Origin of the sequence: Streptomyces sp. NPDC127038 (genome assembly GCF_042725875.1) — a bacterium.
In the GTDB taxonomy this organism is placed as follows: domain Bacteria; phylum Actinomycetota; class Actinomycetes; order Streptomycetales; family Streptomycetaceae; genus Streptomyces.
Map to the genome: position 1 here is coordinate 1 of NZ_JBHXDQ010000085.1, position 14,959 is coordinate 14,959.

A 14,959-nucleotide genomic window follows, 5' to 3' on the forward strand; every position below is an offset into this window, starting at 1 on the left:
AAATCCCACGCCAGGCACGGCCCGTTGAACGGGGAACCCACCCGAAGGCCCAGCCGGTCACCACCGGCAGCCAGGCGGGAATCCCCGCCCTTTAGAGCGGGGAGGATGTCAACGACGCGCTGTTCACCAAGGGCGATCTCGGCGTGGTCGACAAGTACCTCTCCGAGGACTTCGTCGACCACGACCCCCCGTTCAACGCGCCCGGCGACCGTGAAGGCCTCCGCGCCGCCGGAGCGCTGTTCCGGGAGGTGTGCCCGGACTGGCACAGCGAGCCGCAGCTGATGATCGCCGAGGGGGACCTGGTCGTCGAGCACTTCACCGCCGGCGGGACGCAGCGCGCTGACCTGCTCGGGGTGCCGGCCCCGGCCGGAGGCCGCCCCCTGACCCTGCGCGGAACCAACATCTTCAGGATCCGGGACGGACGCATCGTCGGGGCCGGCCCGACGAACTCGGCATCATGCGCCAGCTGGGGATCGTCCCGTCGTAGACACGGCGTCGGGGCCACGGCACCCGGATCGCTGTGGAAGACCACGGGCGGGGGCGGCCTGAGGTCACCGCGCCGAGTCCGCTCGGCCACGGCGTGCTCCAGCCCTACGGCCGCCGCATCCGGCTCACCCGGGCCGTCGGCCGGCTCACGCGGGAACGCGCGCAAGCCGGTGAACGCCGGTCATCGGACCCAGGATCCGCCAATCCGCGCCGAGTTGACGACGCGTCCGGCTCAGAGCAGAGGCTTGTGCATCACGACGCAGGGCCGGCCGAGCTGGAGGTCGCGGCGGCGGTCGATCTCCCGCCAGCCCAGTGAGGTCCAAAAGGCGAAGGCCGAGGGGTTGTTCTCCAGGACGGCGATCCTGAGACCGTCCTTCCCCTGGCCGCGGAACCGCTCCTCGACAGCCGCCACCAGCAGCCGTCCGACGCCCCGGCGGCGCTGGTCCCCGTGCACGATCAGCAGCCCGATCCAGGGATACCCGTCCTTGGGGTGCCGGTCCAGCAGACAGACCAGGCCGACCGCCCGGCCCCCGGCGTCACGGGCGAGCAGGACATGACCCCCCTCACTCCCCGCCTCCTCACGCAGATCGGCCTCGACCCGCCCGGGCACGATGTGCCCGGGGTCGTACTCACCGGAGCCGCGGCAGTACTCGGGGTTGCTCGCGTAGATGCCGACCGCCTCGGCGATCTCGTCCGCGGTGAATCCCATCGGGGTGAGGGTCGCAGTGGCCACGGGGCCAGGGTAACCAGGCCCGCACCGGGGCACGGCCCCTGCCGCCGTCCGGGCTCCGCGGCATCGAGCGCGGGTTGCTCATTGCCCGCGAGGCGGCCGCCGCCAGGGGCGCGGACCCGCGCAGGGGCGTGTCCCGCCGGGCTTCTTCGCCCGGGCGGGACACGCCCCTCCTGTTTCGCGACGGTCCCGTCCCCACGGGGGGCCGTCACGCAACCGGGGGACCTGGGCCACCGCTCATGGCGGCCCCCCGGAAACCGGAACGCGTCCTCTTGGTCTCCACGGTGAGCCACCGGCGGGGTGAGGCGCCTGAGTGAACGCTGCTCACCGCCGACCGGCGCCGGGCCGCCGGCCTCTGTTCCGGGGGCCCGCCCCCGTATCCGCGCCGGTGCCGCGGATACGGCGCGGCATTGCCACCCGCCACGAGAAAAACGCAATTATCTATCCCGTCGGCGCCTTGCCCCGCTCCACCCGCCGATCGGGCCGGTACGGGCTCAACGGGTCAACCGGCGTGGCACTTTAACCGTTCTGATAGAGACAGGGGCGAGGAGGCCGATCATTGATCCGATTCGTTTAAACTCACTGGCAACGAGGCGGGAAGCGACACACAAGCAGGAGACACCAGCCGTGCCGAACCCACTGCAGGTACTGATCAAGCACCAACTTGAACAGCGGGGTTGGTCGTACGGCGATGTCGCACGCGGTGGGGGTATTTCGCGGTCCACCGTCCACCATCTGGCTACGTCGGAACGACTGGCCCAGATGCCGCAGCAGAGCACGCTGGAGGGGCTGGCCAAGGGGCTGGGCATCCCTGTGGCCCCGGTGCACCGGGCCGCCGCCGAGGCGTGCGGGGTCAACCTCTACCGCGAGGACACGCCCGCGGCCGGAGACCCCGAAGTCGCGATCCTGATCGCCAGCGTCCAGAAACTCAGCCCTGTCGACCGCAAGCACGTTTCCGCGCTGGTGGAATCCCTGCTGCGCAACGCCGCGGCGGAGGAGAAGGCTCATCCCGGCGCCTAGGCGCCAGAGATCCCGCGGTCAGGAATTTTGTGAACTCGCCGCCCTGAGCCAGGCGATCACCGTGACGACCGTCTGGTAGTCGAGCTCGGCGATCCGCGCGGTCGCCCCCGCCTCGCGCAGCGACGGCGGGACGCAGGCCGCGTCTATGGCGCAGTGCAGCAGGACTTCGTGGGCTCTGGTGGCGGGGAGGTCCTCGCCCACTTTCAGGTCACCCCGGAGCGACGGCGCGATGGGCAGCGGGGGAGTCTCTTCGATTTTCTGCATATCGTCTTTCATGATGGCGCAAGCCGTCTTGCCTCCGGCATTTTCGGGACCGACGGCTTCGGGTAAAGGGAAAGCCTTCCGCGGTCGCCGGTGCCGCACGCGCAGGATTCGTCGAATCGGCATTTGTGCGAGGTGAAGGTTCCAAGGATTCGCTTCAGTTCCTCCTGGAGGCTCCCGGGGCTGTTCCAGTTCTGCCGGGGAGGAAGATGGCGGTCGACCGTCGTCCAGAAGCGGTCCACCGAGGCCTGGACGCGCCGGTCGGAGGCGGGAGCGGATCCCGGCGACAGCGCCAGAACCCGTACGCGCTCGGTGAACGCGTAGGTGGTCCACTGGCTGTGCCGGCCGTACCGGGTGTGCTGGGCGTGCTGGGTCCGGGCGGGCGGAAGCCGTGCGGTGTCCCCGGTCAGGGCGGTGTTCAGCGCCCTGCGCACCAGCTCGTGGGTCGCCGTCCGTTCCGTGCTCCAGCCCATGAGCAGGCGCCGGTCGACGTCGAGGACGACGGCGCAGTAGACGGTGCCCACCGGTGTCGGGTGTGCCCTGGCGTCCGTGACCCACAGACGCCGTGGCGCCCGGTCGTCGGGAGCCTGGGGGGCCGTCCACCGGGAGCGGCCGGTCTGCCCCTTGATGCCGGCCTGCCGCATGAGCAGTTCCACGGTCCCGCGGCTGATGCTGACGCCGTAGTGTTCCCGCAGCTCGTGATGGATGCGGCGCGAGCCGTACGCGGCCCTGGAGGACCGGTGGATGGAGACGATGAGCTCGGTCAGCCAGGCATGGCGCTGCAGCCGGCCCGAGGGGGCCCGCCGACGCCAGGCGTAGTACCCGGATTCGGAGACGCGCAGGAGCGTGGCCGTCGCCCGGACCGGATGTCCCTCCGCCGCCATCACCTGGATGGCCTCGAACCGTCTTTTGGGGGCACCACATCGTTCAGCAGCTCCGTCAGGCGCCGGTGGGTGAGCAGTTCGCTCTCCAGCTGCGCGATGCGGGCAAGGGCGGCGTTCAGTTCCGAGGACGCCTGTCCGCCGGTGAACTGATGTGCGGTCACGTGCGCGTAGGCGTGGCGCCAGCGGTACACGGTGGGTCTGCTGAGGTGCAGTTCGGCTGCGACGTCCTTGACGGACCGGCCTTCGGCCAGCAGGTCCAGGGCTCGGTTGTGCAGCGCGGAGGGATGCTGTCTGGGCATGTGCCTTCTGGTTTCAGGCCCGGGGATGCTCGCGGGCCCGGCCCGGCGGTCCGGGCCGGCGAAGCGTTCGGGACGTCGTGAGGCTGTCGGGCCGGCGGCGGTGACGGGACCCGCCCGCCTGACAGCCCGTCCCGTCAGTGGACGTGGCGGTGCATGGTCACGGTGGGCTGGAAGCTGTCGAGCGGGTCCGCGCTGCTGCCGCGAGGAGCGGAAGCGGCTTCGCGGTCCAGGATGCTCTTGACCTCGTTCGCCAGCTCGTCGGCACGCTTGCTGACACTGGAGATCGGCAGACTCGACGACCTCAGGGCGGCCACCTCCCGGTGGATACGCGCGAGTTGGGTGCGGGCGGACCGGCTGAGCGTCAGCTCGCGCGGGGTCGCGACGACGAACTGGTACGCACCGGAGAAGGTCTCGCAGCCGGGGCAGTGGTCGTTGGAGGCCCGGCTGATGTTGGAGGCGTTGACCAGCCGCGCGTTGCGGCCGGCGGCGGTGACGATCTGGTAGGACAGCGCGATGGACCGGCACGGGTCGGAGACGGAGCAGCCCGCGGATTCGGCCATGGCCCGGTTGTTCGCCGTCACCGCGACCTGCGGACCGAACTGGTGGATCTGGAAGGACTCGTCGAACTGGTTGACGTGCATACGGTCCGCGTGGGTGCTTGCCATGTCCACGGCGGTGGACGAGCTGAACAGACGCGGGCCGCCGGTACTCGCGCTGGCCACCGTCGTCGTCGCGGCGACGGCCATCCCGGTGGTTGCGATCATGCCCAGTCGTACGGCGGTCTTGGCGACGGCGCTGCTGCGCGGCTTGCGGTGTGTCATCGATTTCTCCTGAGGGGCGGGGCGGGGGCGGGGAGCTAAGAGAGAGGGGGGCGGGCCGGTGGGACTGCTCTACGGCGCCGTTTCCGGCACGGAATCCGTCGTGACGGGCGTCGGCGAGACGGGGACGGCCGTGACCGGTACGGATTCCGACGGTGTGGGAGCGGTGGGGGAGAGGACCGCCGAGGGGGTGTCGGTGTGGGTGCTGTGCGACGGCGTGGGTGCCGGGGAGTCCTTCCCCGACGGTGCCGACGGGCGCCGGCTGGGGGAGCCGGAGCTCGGCGCCGCCGTGCCCGGGGAAGCGGAGTTCCCGCCCGCCGCGAGGGAGGGCGCGGGCGAGGCGGGAAGGATGTGATGCGGATGCGGGAGCGCTGGCACATCCGCCGGTGCCGTCGTGACCCCGTGCGAGGGACGCGGGGCGGCGTGCGAGGGCCTGACCGTGGGCACGCCGGGCTGGAGGACCGGGGCGACCGGTGCCGCGGGAGGCAGCGGCTTGGGCGTCGCCCCGTGCATCCACGCGCCGACCAGGATCGAGACGCCGGTCAGGGCCGCGACCCCGCAGGCCGCGCGGAGCGGGGCGTTGCCCTCGGTGACCCGCACCGCGCCACGGGCGAGACGGCCGGCGAGCCGCACGGTCAGGTAGGCCCCTCCGGCCATGGGGCAGATCAGCATGAGACTTCCGATGACGCCGACCAGCCCCGCGGCGATCTGCCCGTCGCCGAAGGCCGAGAAGGTCCCCGTGAGCTGCTCGACCAGCGAACGCAGGCTCGTGGAGACCAGACGCGGAAGGTTCCACAGGGCGTAACCGGTCTCCGCCAGCAGCAGGGGGACCATGGTGGCGACCCAGACGGAGACCACGATCCGGGCGGAGCGCTTGAGGTCCGCCACCTCCGGGTGCACCGGCCGGCCCGGCAGGACGCTCAGCAGGATGGGTTTCACCTTGCCGTACAGGTCCGGTACGCCGGCCAGGTCGCCCAGGATGTAGTAGCCGTCCAGACGCACGGCCGGCATCAGCTGTTCGAGGACCTCGAAGTGCGCCAGATAGATCGCCGCGAGGAAGTAGGGCTGTCCGGTCACCGCGTACGCGGCGGCCAGGACCAGCATGAAGAGCACGTTGAAGTAGACGCCGCCCAGGCCCGTCCGCAGGCGTCCGCCGCGTCCCACCCGGTAGGCGTCGGTGACGTCGGTGTACATGGAGGGCCAGATCAGGAAGATGCCGTAGCCGATCTTTCCCGGCGTCGCTCCGCTGTACCGGCACGCCGACGCGTGCCCGAACTCGTGGAAGACCAGCGACGCGACGGTCAGCACGAAGACGATCAGCATCCAGATCGGCTGTTCGAGGACGCGCAGGACGGGCGTCATGGCGCCGTGGACGCCGAACAGCCAGACGTCCATGACCGCCGTGCACGTCAGTACCAGGGCGACGACGGGCGGCCGGTGGAGCCACGCCAGTCCCGCGGCGATCCGCGCCACCTGGTCCTCGTTGAAGACGACCTTGTGGCCCTTGAGGACGAGCAGGAGGTCGGAGCGGGGCTGCGGCGCGGGGTCCTTCTCCGCTCCGTCGGCCGCCACGACGCCGAGGGGGGTGAGCTTCTTCTCCAGAAGGTAGACCACATTGTCTGCGGTCAGCTCGGCGTCGTGGCGGCCGCTGACGAAGTGGGAGATGCCTTCGGCATCGCGCACCCCGTCGACAGCGCTCACCACCAGATACAGCAGCCGGGACAGCTGGATCACCTGGCCGTCACCCCGGCGGACAAGGTATTTCGGCTGGGTGGATCCTGATCCCTTGTACTCCCCGATGCGTTCCAGGCCATGGCTCAGCCGCGGAACGGGAAACACCGGAAGCGGCCGGGTGGCCGGCGCACGCAGGGGCACCGTGTTCCAGCTCGGTTGGAGAGGAACCGTGGTGTCGTCCAGGGCGCCGGTCGTACCGCCGCCGCCGAAGGGCTGCGTGTCCGACAGGCCGGCAGCGTCGGGGTGCTGATTTCCTGACACTGCCAACGTTCCTCCTCCGATGCGGGCGACCCCGCATCCGGCGCGATCACAAGGGGGCATGAGAGCCACTGACGGACGGCGGTCACGCTGCGCGCCCTGCGGCTGGACGCATCCGGAGCGCGATGCCCCGGTGTCCCCGGCTCTCGTCGTTCGAGGCCGTCCACACCTCCGTGTCCGTGCTGCTGAACGTGGCGGAGGAGGCGCGGGTCCGCAGGGCGACAACCGCGCCTGCTCTTCCCGGAACCGCCCGCTGCGCACGAGGCGGTCCCTTCCTGCCGTACCGGTTGTCCCCCGAGGGGATGTTCCGGGCCGCAGGAGCCGGGCCGGTGGAGCCGGCCCGGCGTGATGACACCGGCGCTAGTGACCGGTGCCGATCACCGGCAGCGTCGGGACTACTGGTGGAGATTGATCGCCTGCGTGGCCTGCGACTGAGCGACCGCGAACGGGGAGAACTCGTTCGCCGCCAGCGACTCGTTGTGGGCGCCGATGGCGGCGGCCTTGTGCGAGATGTTGGTCGTCTTGGCGAAGTTGAAGGAGAACTTCCCCAGCGCCTCACGGCCGGGCAGCAGTTCGGCGGACTCGGCCTCGAGCATTTCGTTGTTCATGATGAATACCTCTCAGAGTTGTGAAAACGTGTCGATTTCCAGTGGATCCGGACCGCATGCCTGAGCGCGGGCCGCGTCGAGGTCCGGCAGGTGTGACCCGTCGGCGGATGCCCCACCCGGCAGAGGCCTTCGCCTACGACCGGGCTCTGGCGCTCGATGCGCTGTCGCGCCCAGGCCCCTTGAGAAAACGGAGCCTCGGACGACATTCGCTGTCCGGAGCTTCCGAACAACTTGTCCGGAGGTTCTGGACAGTAGCGGACGGGGAGATGGTTCGCAAACCCGCTAAATAGGAACGTTCGTGCCCGAAATGCACGTCAGTTCGCCCTGAATGCTTGACGGTTGTACGTACGGGGCGTCCAGGGGCTGGCCCGGTACGCCGGACAACGCCCGTACGGCAAAGGAGAGTTGGGGCCTAGCCCAGTAGCTCGGCGGCCCGCCGGTGGATGGCCAGCTCGGCGTCCAGCTCGGCGATCCGCCGGCGGGCTGCCGCCAGATCGGACGGGCTGCCGTCGGCCGCATCACTCGCACCGGCCGCATCGGTCGCACTGGCCGCATCAGTCGCACCGGCCGCAGTGGGCCCGGCCGGCCCGTCCAGCCCGTTCAGCCGCTCGGCGACGAAGCGCCGTCGCCACTTGCGCACCGTGTCCGCGGCCACCCGCAGCTCCCTGGCGACCGAGACGATCGGCGGGACCCCGGGCCCCGCACACGCCAGCACGATCCGCGCGCGCAGGGCCAGGGTCGGGGCCGGGGCCGGGGTCCGGGCCGGTGTCGCCCAGCGTTCCAGCACCGCCTGCTCGTCCGCGGAGAGCAGCAACGGCTCCAGCTTGGGGCCGCGACGGGGGACTGGCGCGTCGCCGGCGGAAGTCGTGCACCGGCTAACGGGCCACGGCGGGAACAGGACGCCCGGTGACCAGCAATTATGGGCCGGTTTTGGGAAACGGTACGCCGGAGGCGTCATCGCTCGTTGTTGTTCAGGGTCGCGCGCTTTCCCGGAGCCGCCAGGATTCGAGGCGGACCAATAAGTGCGAAAGAGGGGCTTTTTGTCGCTATCCTCTTGTTCCACCCGGGCTGAGCGGGTTTCCTGATGAGTGTCGTTGGAGGGGTCCAAGTGTTCGTCGTCCAAGGATCATCCACCACGGCTGTTGTGCGCGGTACTACAGGGGAGCCAGTGATTCTGCTCTCCGGGGAGCTACCGGAGTGCCTGACAGCGGCGGCCTTGGATGATGTAATGAACATGGCTTTGGCTGTTCTCAGTGGAGACGAGATGAGACTATTCAGATCGTGTCTCACGGCTTTGTGTTGCGGTGAAAAGCTGGAAGAACGCCACATTGAAGTGAGCGGGGCGATCCTGACCATCTTCAGGAGATGATCTGAACGCGCTCCCGAATTCTCACAAGAAACGATCCGCCTGTCAGGTGTGATCCTCCGCCGCGCCGACGGCAGGGCACTGCCCGCCGCGGGACTTCCCATGACGGCGGGCAGTGCCAGGTGGCGATCCGGGGTTACCGGAGCCGGCCGGGTACGCAGACCCAGTGGCCGCGGTGGTGTCCCCGGCCGTGGTGGAAGCTCCAGTGGCAGAGTCGGCCCGGGTCGCGGTCCCCGTTCCAGCCGCGGCCCTGGTCGTAGTCCCTGTTCCAGCCCCTGTCGCGGTCGCGGTCGTGGTCCCCGTTCCAGGCGCGGCCCCGGTCGCGGTCCCCGTCCCAGCCACGGCCCCGGTCGTCACCACGACCCCGGTCGTCACCGCGACCCCGGTCGTCACCGCGACCCCGGTCGTCACCGCGACCCCGATCGTCACCACGGCCCCGGTCGCCGTCGTGGTCACGAGGTTCCAGAAGGGAGCTCGCGGCCATGAGTGGTGCCTTGGGGGCGGGAGCCGGAGCGGCTGCCGCCGAACCCGCGAGCGGCAGAATGACGGCCCCGGCCGTCAGGGCTGCGGCAGCGAGAGTTCCAGCCATACGCTTCACTGATTGATCCTCCTTGAATTTCGGGCAATCTCGGACCGGAAACCGACAGTACCCGCAACTTTTGGACCGGCAATGAAGGCGGTCGGCACCGTGTCCGACAGGACGGCGCGATCCCGGGGATCTAAACAGCAGGTCGGAGGGCATGGGCGAGCGGTCCACCGCTTCCCTTTCGCCGGGAAACGGAACGGAGAATGCACTCGACCGGCGGACGGGCCGTGCGAGTCGAATGAGCAAGGCTCATGAAAAGGCAAAATGTCGTCCGTCCAGGGTCTCTTTCTTTGACTTCTGATGAAATCCGCCCGGTCTTCGGAGGAGACGGACTGTTTACTTCCGCCGCATACGCCAGGGCGCAGGACGAGAAAACCTCGTATCCGCCCGATGCAAATGCCTCGATTTCCACGGAGCCCCTTTCGGCATCTTTCTCATGCCCCTGCCCGGCTCGCTCGGGGAAGCCGCTGAACGTGCCTGGGTCGGAGGGTCGGAGGGTCGGGGCCGGCGTCCGGCCGACTGCGCCCGCACCGGCCGCGCGTGTCCGGGATTCGGGGTCGGGGCCCGACTAGTCTTCCGATACCGACGGACGGAAGGCCGGCGTCATGCGGAGACTGCTCTACGGCATGAACTTGTCCCTGGACGGCTACGTCGCCGCGCCCGGCGACGACCTCGGCTGGAGCGCGCCGAGCGACGAGCTGTTCCAGTGGTGGCTCGACGAGGAGCGGGCGATCAGCCTGCTGCTGTACGGGCGCAGGCTGTGGGAGACCATGAGCGCCTACTGGCCGACCGGCGACCGGCAGCCGGACGCCACCCCGGCACAGATCGCCTTCGCGCGGAACTGGCGGGACACCCCGAAGGTGGTGTTCTCCTCGACGGTCGACAAGGTCGACTGGAACGCGCGGCTGGTCACCGGCGACGCGGTCGCGGAGATCACCCGGCTCAAGGCCGGGGACGGCGGGCCGATGAGGGTCGGTGGCGCGGCGCTCGCCGGGGCGGCGATGCGGGCCGGGCTGATCGACGAGTACACGATCGTCACCCATCCGGTCCTGGTGGGCGGCGGCACACCGTTCTTCACCGCGCTGGACGGCTGGGCGCACCTGGACCTGAGGGAGACACGGACGTTCCCCGGCGGCGTGGTCCTGACCAGATACGGGACGAAGCGCTGAACGCGCCGGCCGGTCGGGGGACACCGGCGACGGCCGGTCCGCCGCGGGCGTCGGAGCAAGTGCGGGCGCTGCCCGGGCCGTTGGCCTCGCCGATGGAGGATCTTCACTCGGTGGGGTGAAAACCACGGTTTCCGACGGCGTCGACGTCTCCCTGCTGTTGCCCTGGTAGGAGCGGACGGCGGCCGTCGGACCGGCCGGCTCCCGTAGGCAGCACGCGGAGCACCTCGCCGACCGGCAGGCGGCGGAGGCGGCCCCGCGCTCCGGCGGCGTCGAAGGGCCCGCCCCTTCGGGCGGGAAGGACCGCCACGGCCGGCCGGTGCACGCCCCTTCGAAAGGCCAAAGGACCCGGCGGGCGTCTCACGGCCGGCATCCGCCCCGGCGCCCGCAGCCGAGTGCCCCCGACACTCCGTGCCCCGGGCGTCCCCGCACCGGGCACCACACGATCGCACCGGCAGCCGGTCCGCGCGTTCACGGTGCTGCCGTCGGCCGGCTCGCAACGCAGAAGGTGGTACGACCCGGGAGGAATCGATGATCTCAACCGCCTCGGAGCTGGCCGGATGGCTCGCGGAGATGTCCGGAGACCGGGAAAGGGTCTTCGACGACTGGCGTGCGAGCGGATGCGGAATGGCGATGCTCCCGGCCGGAACGTCCTGGGACGCGGTCAGGTTCTCGGAGGCGAGCGGCTACCGGGCCTACGTCGACCTGCTCCACGCCGTGGGCCCCATCGGTCCCATGCTCTGGGATTCACGATGCCGGCAGGTGTACTTCCTGACCTCTCCGGGATGGTCGGATCTGCTGCGCTCCGCCGAGGTGCGCGTGGTGTCCCGGGGCGGCTGGCTGGCGGTCCCGGACCCCCGGCGGCACGTGGGCAGGTTCGCGTGGATCCTGGGCAGTCCGGAGAAACGGTTGACCTGCCCCGGACGGCTCTACCTCTCCGCCGTACAGGCCCGATCCGCCGCGCCCGGCGACGCTGAGTGCCCCTCCGGCACGGCCGGATGCGTCTCGCCATGGGTGTCCGTCGCCACCCGGTACCAGATGAAACGAATCTTTTGACGTCCCCGAGCCGGGCCTCGCCGGCCCGACGTCCCGGACCGCGCTCCGCCGGGCGACGGACCGGCCGCCGCCGGCTTCTGGATGACCGGCTTGTGGAAGACCGGGCGGCCGTGCCGGGAACAGCAGGTCCGGCCCGTGCGGTTGCATCGACCGGGGGACCGGCGCCGTACGGACGGGGACCGCGGAGGCCGCAGGGCCGTCCGCCTCGCCAGGATCCGGTCCCAGGACTGCGGTGCGCCCGCCGCGGCCCCCTTACCGGCACGTATGTCCACAGGAGGACTGTTCCATGACCGACCGGCCCTTGACCCTCATGGCAGTGCACGCCCACCCCGACGACGAGGCCACCGGAACCGGAGGGGTCCTCGCGCGGTACGCGGCGGAAGGCATCCGCACGGTCCTGGTGACCTGTACCGACGGCGGCTGCGGTGACGGACCGGGGGGCGTCAAGCCGGGCGATCCCGGGCACGACCCGGCGGCGGTCGCCTCGATGCGCCGCGGGGAACTGGAGGCGAGCTGCGAGGTCCTGAAGATCAGCGATCTGGAGATGCTCGACTACGCCGACTCCGGGATGACGGGCTGGCCGAGCAACGACGCCCCCGGATCCTTCTGGCGGACCCCCGTGGAGGAGGGCGCGGCCCGGCTCGCCGAACTCATGCGGCACTACCGGCCCGATGTGGTCGTCACCTATGACGAGAACGGCTTCTACGGCCACCCCGACCACATCCAGGCGAACCGCATCACGATGGCGGCGCTGGAGATGACCGATCTGACGCCGAAGGTGTACTGGACCACGATGCCCCGCTCGGCGATGCGGCGGTTCGGGGAGATCATGCGCGAGTACCAGGAGGACATGCCGGAGCCGGACCCCGCCGAGGCCGCCGCGCTGGCCGAGATCGGCCTGCCCGACGACGAGATCACCACCTGGGTGGACACCACCGCGTTCAGCGGCCAGAAGTTCGACGCGCTGGCCGCGCACGCCAGCCAGGGCGAGAACATCTTCTTCCTCAAGATGGGCAAGGAGAGGTTCGGCGAGCTGATGGGCCTGGAGACCTTCGTACGGGTCCAGGACGCCACCGGCGCGGCCGTCCCCGAGAACGACCTCTTCGCCGGACTGCGCTGACCCCGTTCCCGCACCCGGGAGTTGACCGCCCGGGTGCGGGCGCCGGACTCTTGTATCGAACGTTTGACACAAGATTCCGCCCTACGGCATCTTGTACTCGCCGCCTGGTACAAGATGATGTGAGGGGACCTCTCCATGCTCGACGCCGCCCCGTTCCAGCGCCGCTTCCTCGAGCACGCCGACCACTACGCCCGCTGGTCCGGCCTGGCCATCGGCGTCATCGTCGCGCAGGCACTGTCCGCGCTGGGACACATCGAGTTCGAGCAGCGCGTCGTCTTCTGCATCACCGCCTTCGGCCTGTGCGCCATGGCGGGCGTCCTGCTCGCCGACGCGCTGACCCTGGTCCCCCAGGAGGTCGTACGCACAGCGAGCCTCGCCCCTCGCCTGGTCAGAGAGCATGTGCCGCCGCGCATGGGCCCCCTGATCGTCCTTCAGGGCATCTCGCTCACCGCCCTGCTCGCGATCGCGGCCGCCACGGCCTCCGTCGACCCCGACCACGTCCTGAGCACCGGAAAGGTCGTCACCGTCACCTGCAACGGGATGCGGACACCGCTCGGCCCCTGGCCCGGCCTCTACTACAGCCTCCCGATGTTCGCCGCCCTCGCCATAGCCACCCCCGCCTGCGTGTGGGCGCTGCGCCGCATCGCCCACGGGCCGGGCGGCCAGCAGCAGCGCCGCGACCGCGCCTGGGCGGTGACCGGGGCCTGGGGCCTGCTGGTGTCGAGCCAGCAGCTGTACGCCGTGCTGATGGTCTCCGTCTCGCTCACCGACACGGGCTGCGCCGGCGCCATGGGTGCGCTCACCTTCTGGGTGTTCTACCCGCTGGCCCTGCTCAACCTGTTCACCGTCGTCTGGTCCCTGGTCACCCTGGTGGTGCCCCGGGCCGTCGGCGACCACACGACAGGGGAGCTGTCCGGTCATGCGTGAACCCGCCGTCCGCGTCGACACCACCAGTCAGGTACCGCCGTACGCGCAGATCCGCGCCCAGCTCGGCGCGCTGATCCTCACCGGGCGGCTGGCCGAGGGCGACCGGCTGCCCACCGTCCGCCAGCTGGCCACCGACCTCGGCCTCGCGCCGGGCACCGTGGCCCGCGCGTACCGTGAACTGGAGGCCGCCGAGCTGATCCGCACCCGCCGCGGGGCCGGCTCCCGGGTCGCGGCGCCGCCCGCCGCCCCCGCCCGCCCCCACGCTCCCCAACTCGCCACCCTCGCACGCGACTTCACCTCCGCCGCCCGCGCCCTGGGCGCCGACGCCGAGGCCGTCCTGGCCGCCGTCCGCGACGCCCTGGGCCCGGACCGCCCCTGAACCCGCAGGAGCCGTCCGGGAGTTGCGCGGGTTCAGCCGGCGGGTTCGTCGTCGGTCAGCGTCAGGTTGGCCCCGGAGGCCGGGTCGAAGACGTGCATCTTGGCGGTGTCCACCCACAGTTCGGCCCGGCCGCCCTCACGGACCTGGGTGGAGGCGTTGAGACGGGTGACGATCTGGTGCCCGCCGGCGCCGGTGTCGGTCACCCCCGAGTCGGCCGCGAGCTCGGCGAGTTCGGAGGTGGCGGTGGGCTGCCACTCGTCCTCGGTGAAGTAGGCGTAGACGTCGGATCCCAGGGACTCGACCACGTCGATGTCCACGCTGAAGGCCGTACCCGCTCCGGCCCTGCCCCGGTCCACCAGCGCCGCGTCCTCGAAGGCCTCCGGGCGCAGCCCCACGATCAGGTCCCGGGGCGCGTCGCGGCGCTCCAGGGCCCGGCGCAGCCGGTCGCCGAGGTCGAGGTCGCCGACCGACGTGTGCAGCCGGTTGTCCTCGACGGTGGCGTGCAGGAAGTTCATCGCGGGCGAGCCGATGAACCCGGCGACGAACAGGTTCTTCGGCTGTTCGTAGAGGTGTTGCGGGGTTCCGATCTGCTGCACGACCCCGCCGCGCATCACCACCACCCGGTCGCCCAGGGTCATGGCCTCGGTCTGGTCGTGGGTGACGTAGACCGTGGTGCTGCCCAGGCGCTGCTGGAGGCGGGAGATCTGGGTGCGCATCTGGACGCGGAGCTTGGCGTCGAGGTTGGACAGCGGCTCGTCCATCAAGAACGCCTTCGGGTCGCGCACGATGGCCCGCCCCATCGCCACCCGCTGACGCTGGCCCCCGGAGAGGTTGGCGGGCTTGCGGTCCAGATGCTCCGTCAGATCGAGGATGCGGGCGGCCTCCTCGACCTTCTCGCGGATGGCCGCCTTGTCCACCTTGGCCAGCCGGAGCGAGAAACCCATGTTGTCCCGCACGCTCATGTGCGGGTACAGGGCGTAGCTCTGGAAGACCATGGCGATGTCACGGTCCTTCGGGGTCCGGTCGTTGACGACCTGCCCGTCGATCCGCAGGGTCCCCTCGGTGATGTCCTCCAGCCCGGCGATCATGTTGAGGGTGGTGGACTTGCCGCAGCCGGAGGGGCCGACCAGGATGACGAACTCGCCGTCCCGGACGCGGAGGTTGACGTCCTTCACCGCCACCGCGCCGTCCGGGTAGCGCTTGGTGATGCCTTCGAGAACGATCTCTGCCACGGTCGGTCCTTCTTGTCCTGACGAACTTC

Annotated in this window: 15 protein-coding genes and 1 pseudogene; 7 read left to right on the forward strand and 9 right to left on the reverse strand. The window is 70.4% G+C overall.

What is annotated here, in order from left to right; all coding sequences use genetic code 11:
* Window positions 1-143: 143 nt before the first annotated feature.
* Window positions 144-371, forward strand: a pseudogene (locus tag ACFWI4_RS36865) (ester cyclase); the annotation flags it as partial.
* A gap of 347 nt (window positions 372-718) precedes the next feature.
* Here ACFWI4_RS36865 and ACFWI4_RS36870 read toward each other — a convergent pair.
* On the reverse strand, window positions 719-1,219 hold the full coding sequence (locus ACFWI4_RS36870) for a GNAT family N-acetyltransferase (RefSeq protein WP_387205490.1): 501 nt from the start codon (window positions 1,217-1,219) through the stop codon (window positions 719-721).
* A 624-nt stretch (window positions 1,220-1,843) separates the two neighbouring features.
* On the opposite strand from ACFWI4_RS36870, the gene ACFWI4_RS36875 reads away from it, so the two are divergent.
* Complete coding sequence (locus ACFWI4_RS36875; protein WP_387205492.1) at window positions 1,844-2,236, forward strand: helix-turn-helix domain-containing protein; 393 nt, start codon at window positions 1,844-1,846, stop codon at window positions 2,234-2,236.
* Between the two features lie 18 nt (window positions 2,237-2,254).
* On the opposite strand, the gene ACFWI4_RS36880 is transcribed toward ACFWI4_RS36875, so the two are convergent.
* From ACFWI4_RS36880 to ACFWI4_RS36910, 7 genes are all read right to left on the reverse strand, one after another.
* Window positions 2,255-2,500 (reverse strand): hypothetical protein, encoded by a 246-nt coding sequence (locus ACFWI4_RS36880; RefSeq protein ID WP_387205494.1) that lies wholly within the window; start codon window positions 2,498-2,500, stop codon window positions 2,255-2,257.
* 8 nt (window positions 2,501-2,508) lie between these two features.
* A complete protein-coding gene (locus tag ACFWI4_RS36885; RefSeq protein ID WP_387205496.1) occupies window positions 2,509-3,381 on the reverse strand; it encodes an IS3 family transposase in 873 nt (290 codons plus the stop codon).
* Window positions 3,381-3,680: a helix-turn-helix domain-containing protein gene (locus tag ACFWI4_RS36890; protein WP_387205498.1), complete on the reverse strand. Its 300-nt coding sequence runs from the start codon at window positions 3,678-3,680 to the stop codon at window positions 3,381-3,383. Before ACFWI4_RS36890 ends, ACFWI4_RS36885 begins: the two co-directional genes overlap by 1 nt.
* A gap of 134 nt (window positions 3,681-3,814) precedes the next feature.
* A complete protein-coding gene (locus ACFWI4_RS36895; protein WP_387205500.1) occupies window positions 3,815-4,501 on the reverse strand; it encodes a hypothetical protein in 687 nt (228 codons plus the stop codon).
* 69 nt (window positions 4,502-4,570) lie between these two features.
* Window positions 4,571-6,493, reverse strand: a complete 1,923-nt coding sequence (locus tag ACFWI4_RS36900) for a hypothetical protein (RefSeq protein ID WP_387205502.1) — start codon at window positions 6,491-6,493, stop codon at window positions 4,571-4,573.
* Window positions 6,494-6,885: 392 nt separating this feature from the next.
* Complete coding sequence (locus ACFWI4_RS36905; protein WP_385392474.1) at window positions 6,886-7,098, reverse strand: hypothetical protein; 213 nt, start codon at window positions 7,096-7,098, stop codon at window positions 6,886-6,888.
* A 412-nt stretch (window positions 7,099-7,510) separates the two neighbouring features.
* Window positions 7,511-7,912, reverse strand: coding sequence for a transposase (locus tag ACFWI4_RS36910; protein ID WP_387205504.1), 402 nt, complete (start codon window positions 7,910-7,912; stop codon window positions 7,511-7,513).
* Window positions 7,913-9,655: 1,743 nt separating this feature from the next.
* Between ACFWI4_RS36910 and ACFWI4_RS36915 the strand changes: the two genes are divergently transcribed.
* From ACFWI4_RS36915 to ACFWI4_RS36935, 5 genes are all read left to right on the forward strand, one after another.
* A complete protein-coding gene (locus ACFWI4_RS36915; RefSeq protein ID WP_385392481.1) occupies window positions 9,656-10,219 on the forward strand; it encodes a dihydrofolate reductase family protein in 564 nt (187 codons plus the stop codon).
* A gap of 528 nt (window positions 10,220-10,747) precedes the next feature.
* Window positions 10,748-11,272, forward strand: coding sequence for a hypothetical protein (locus ACFWI4_RS36920; protein ID WP_387205507.1), 525 nt, complete (start codon window positions 10,748-10,750; stop codon window positions 11,270-11,272).
* A gap of 286 nt (window positions 11,273-11,558) precedes the next feature.
* Window positions 11,559-12,392 carry a PIG-L family deacetylase gene (locus ACFWI4_RS36925; protein WP_387205509.1) on the forward strand — a complete coding sequence of 278 codons (834 nt, stop codon included), beginning with the start codon at window positions 11,559-11,561 and terminating at the stop codon, window positions 12,390-12,392.
* A 135-nt stretch (window positions 12,393-12,527) separates the two neighbouring features.
* A complete protein-coding gene (locus tag ACFWI4_RS36930) occupies window positions 12,528-13,319 on the forward strand; it encodes a hypothetical protein (RefSeq protein ID WP_387205511.1) in 792 nt (263 codons plus the stop codon).
* On the forward strand, window positions 13,312-13,698 hold the full coding sequence (locus ACFWI4_RS36935) for a GntR family transcriptional regulator (protein WP_385392491.1): 387 nt from the start codon (window positions 13,312-13,314) through the stop codon (window positions 13,696-13,698). The genes ACFWI4_RS36930 and ACFWI4_RS36935 overlap by 8 nt, the downstream gene beginning before the upstream one ends.
* Window positions 13,699-13,730: 32 nt before the next feature.
* On the opposite strand, the gene ACFWI4_RS36940 is transcribed toward ACFWI4_RS36935, so the two are convergent.
* Window positions 13,731-14,930 (reverse strand): ABC transporter ATP-binding protein, encoded by a 1,200-nt coding sequence (locus ACFWI4_RS36940; protein ID WP_387205513.1) that lies wholly within the window; start codon window positions 14,928-14,930, stop codon window positions 13,731-13,733.
* Window positions 14,931-14,959: the final 29 nt, after the last annotated feature.

Excerpts from the sequence above, each read along its gene's own strand:
- ACFWI4_RS36935 (WP_385392491.1), top strand. The coding sequence starts at position 13,312 with ATGCGTGAACCCGCCGTCCGCGTCGACACCACCAGTCAGGTACCGCCG.
- ACFWI4_RS36920 (WP_387205507.1), top strand. The coding sequence starts at position 10,748 with ATGATCTCAACCGCCTCGGAGCTGGCCGGATGGCTCGCGGAGATGTCC.
- ACFWI4_RS36880 (WP_387205494.1), bottom strand. The coding sequence starts at position 2,500 with ATGCAGAAAATCGAAGAGACTCCCCCGCTGCCCATCGCGCCGTCGCTC.
- ACFWI4_RS36895 (WP_387205500.1), bottom strand. The coding sequence starts at position 4,501 with ATGACACACCGCAAGCCGCGCAGCAGCGCCGTCGCCAAGACCGCCGTA.
- ACFWI4_RS36885 (WP_387205496.1), bottom strand. The coding sequence starts at position 3,381 with ATGGCGGCGGAGGGACATCCGGTCCGGGCGACGGCCACGCTCCTGCGC.
- ACFWI4_RS36890 (WP_387205498.1), bottom strand. The coding sequence starts at position 3,680 with ATGCCCAGACAGCATCCCTCCGCGCTGCACAACCGAGCCCTGGACCTG.
- ACFWI4_RS36915 (WP_385392481.1), top strand. The coding sequence starts at position 9,656 with ATGCGGAGACTGCTCTACGGCATGAACTTGTCCCTGGACGGCTACGTC.
- ACFWI4_RS36925 (WP_387205509.1), top strand. The coding sequence starts at position 11,559 with ATGACCGACCGGCCCTTGACCCTCATGGCAGTGCACGCCCACCCCGAC.
- ACFWI4_RS36930 (WP_387205511.1), top strand. The coding sequence starts at position 12,528 with ATGCTCGACGCCGCCCCGTTCCAGCGCCGCTTCCTCGAGCACGCCGAC.
- ACFWI4_RS36905 (WP_385392474.1), bottom strand. The coding sequence starts at position 7,098 with ATGAACAACGAAATGCTCGAGGCCGAGTCCGCCGAACTGCTGCCCGGC.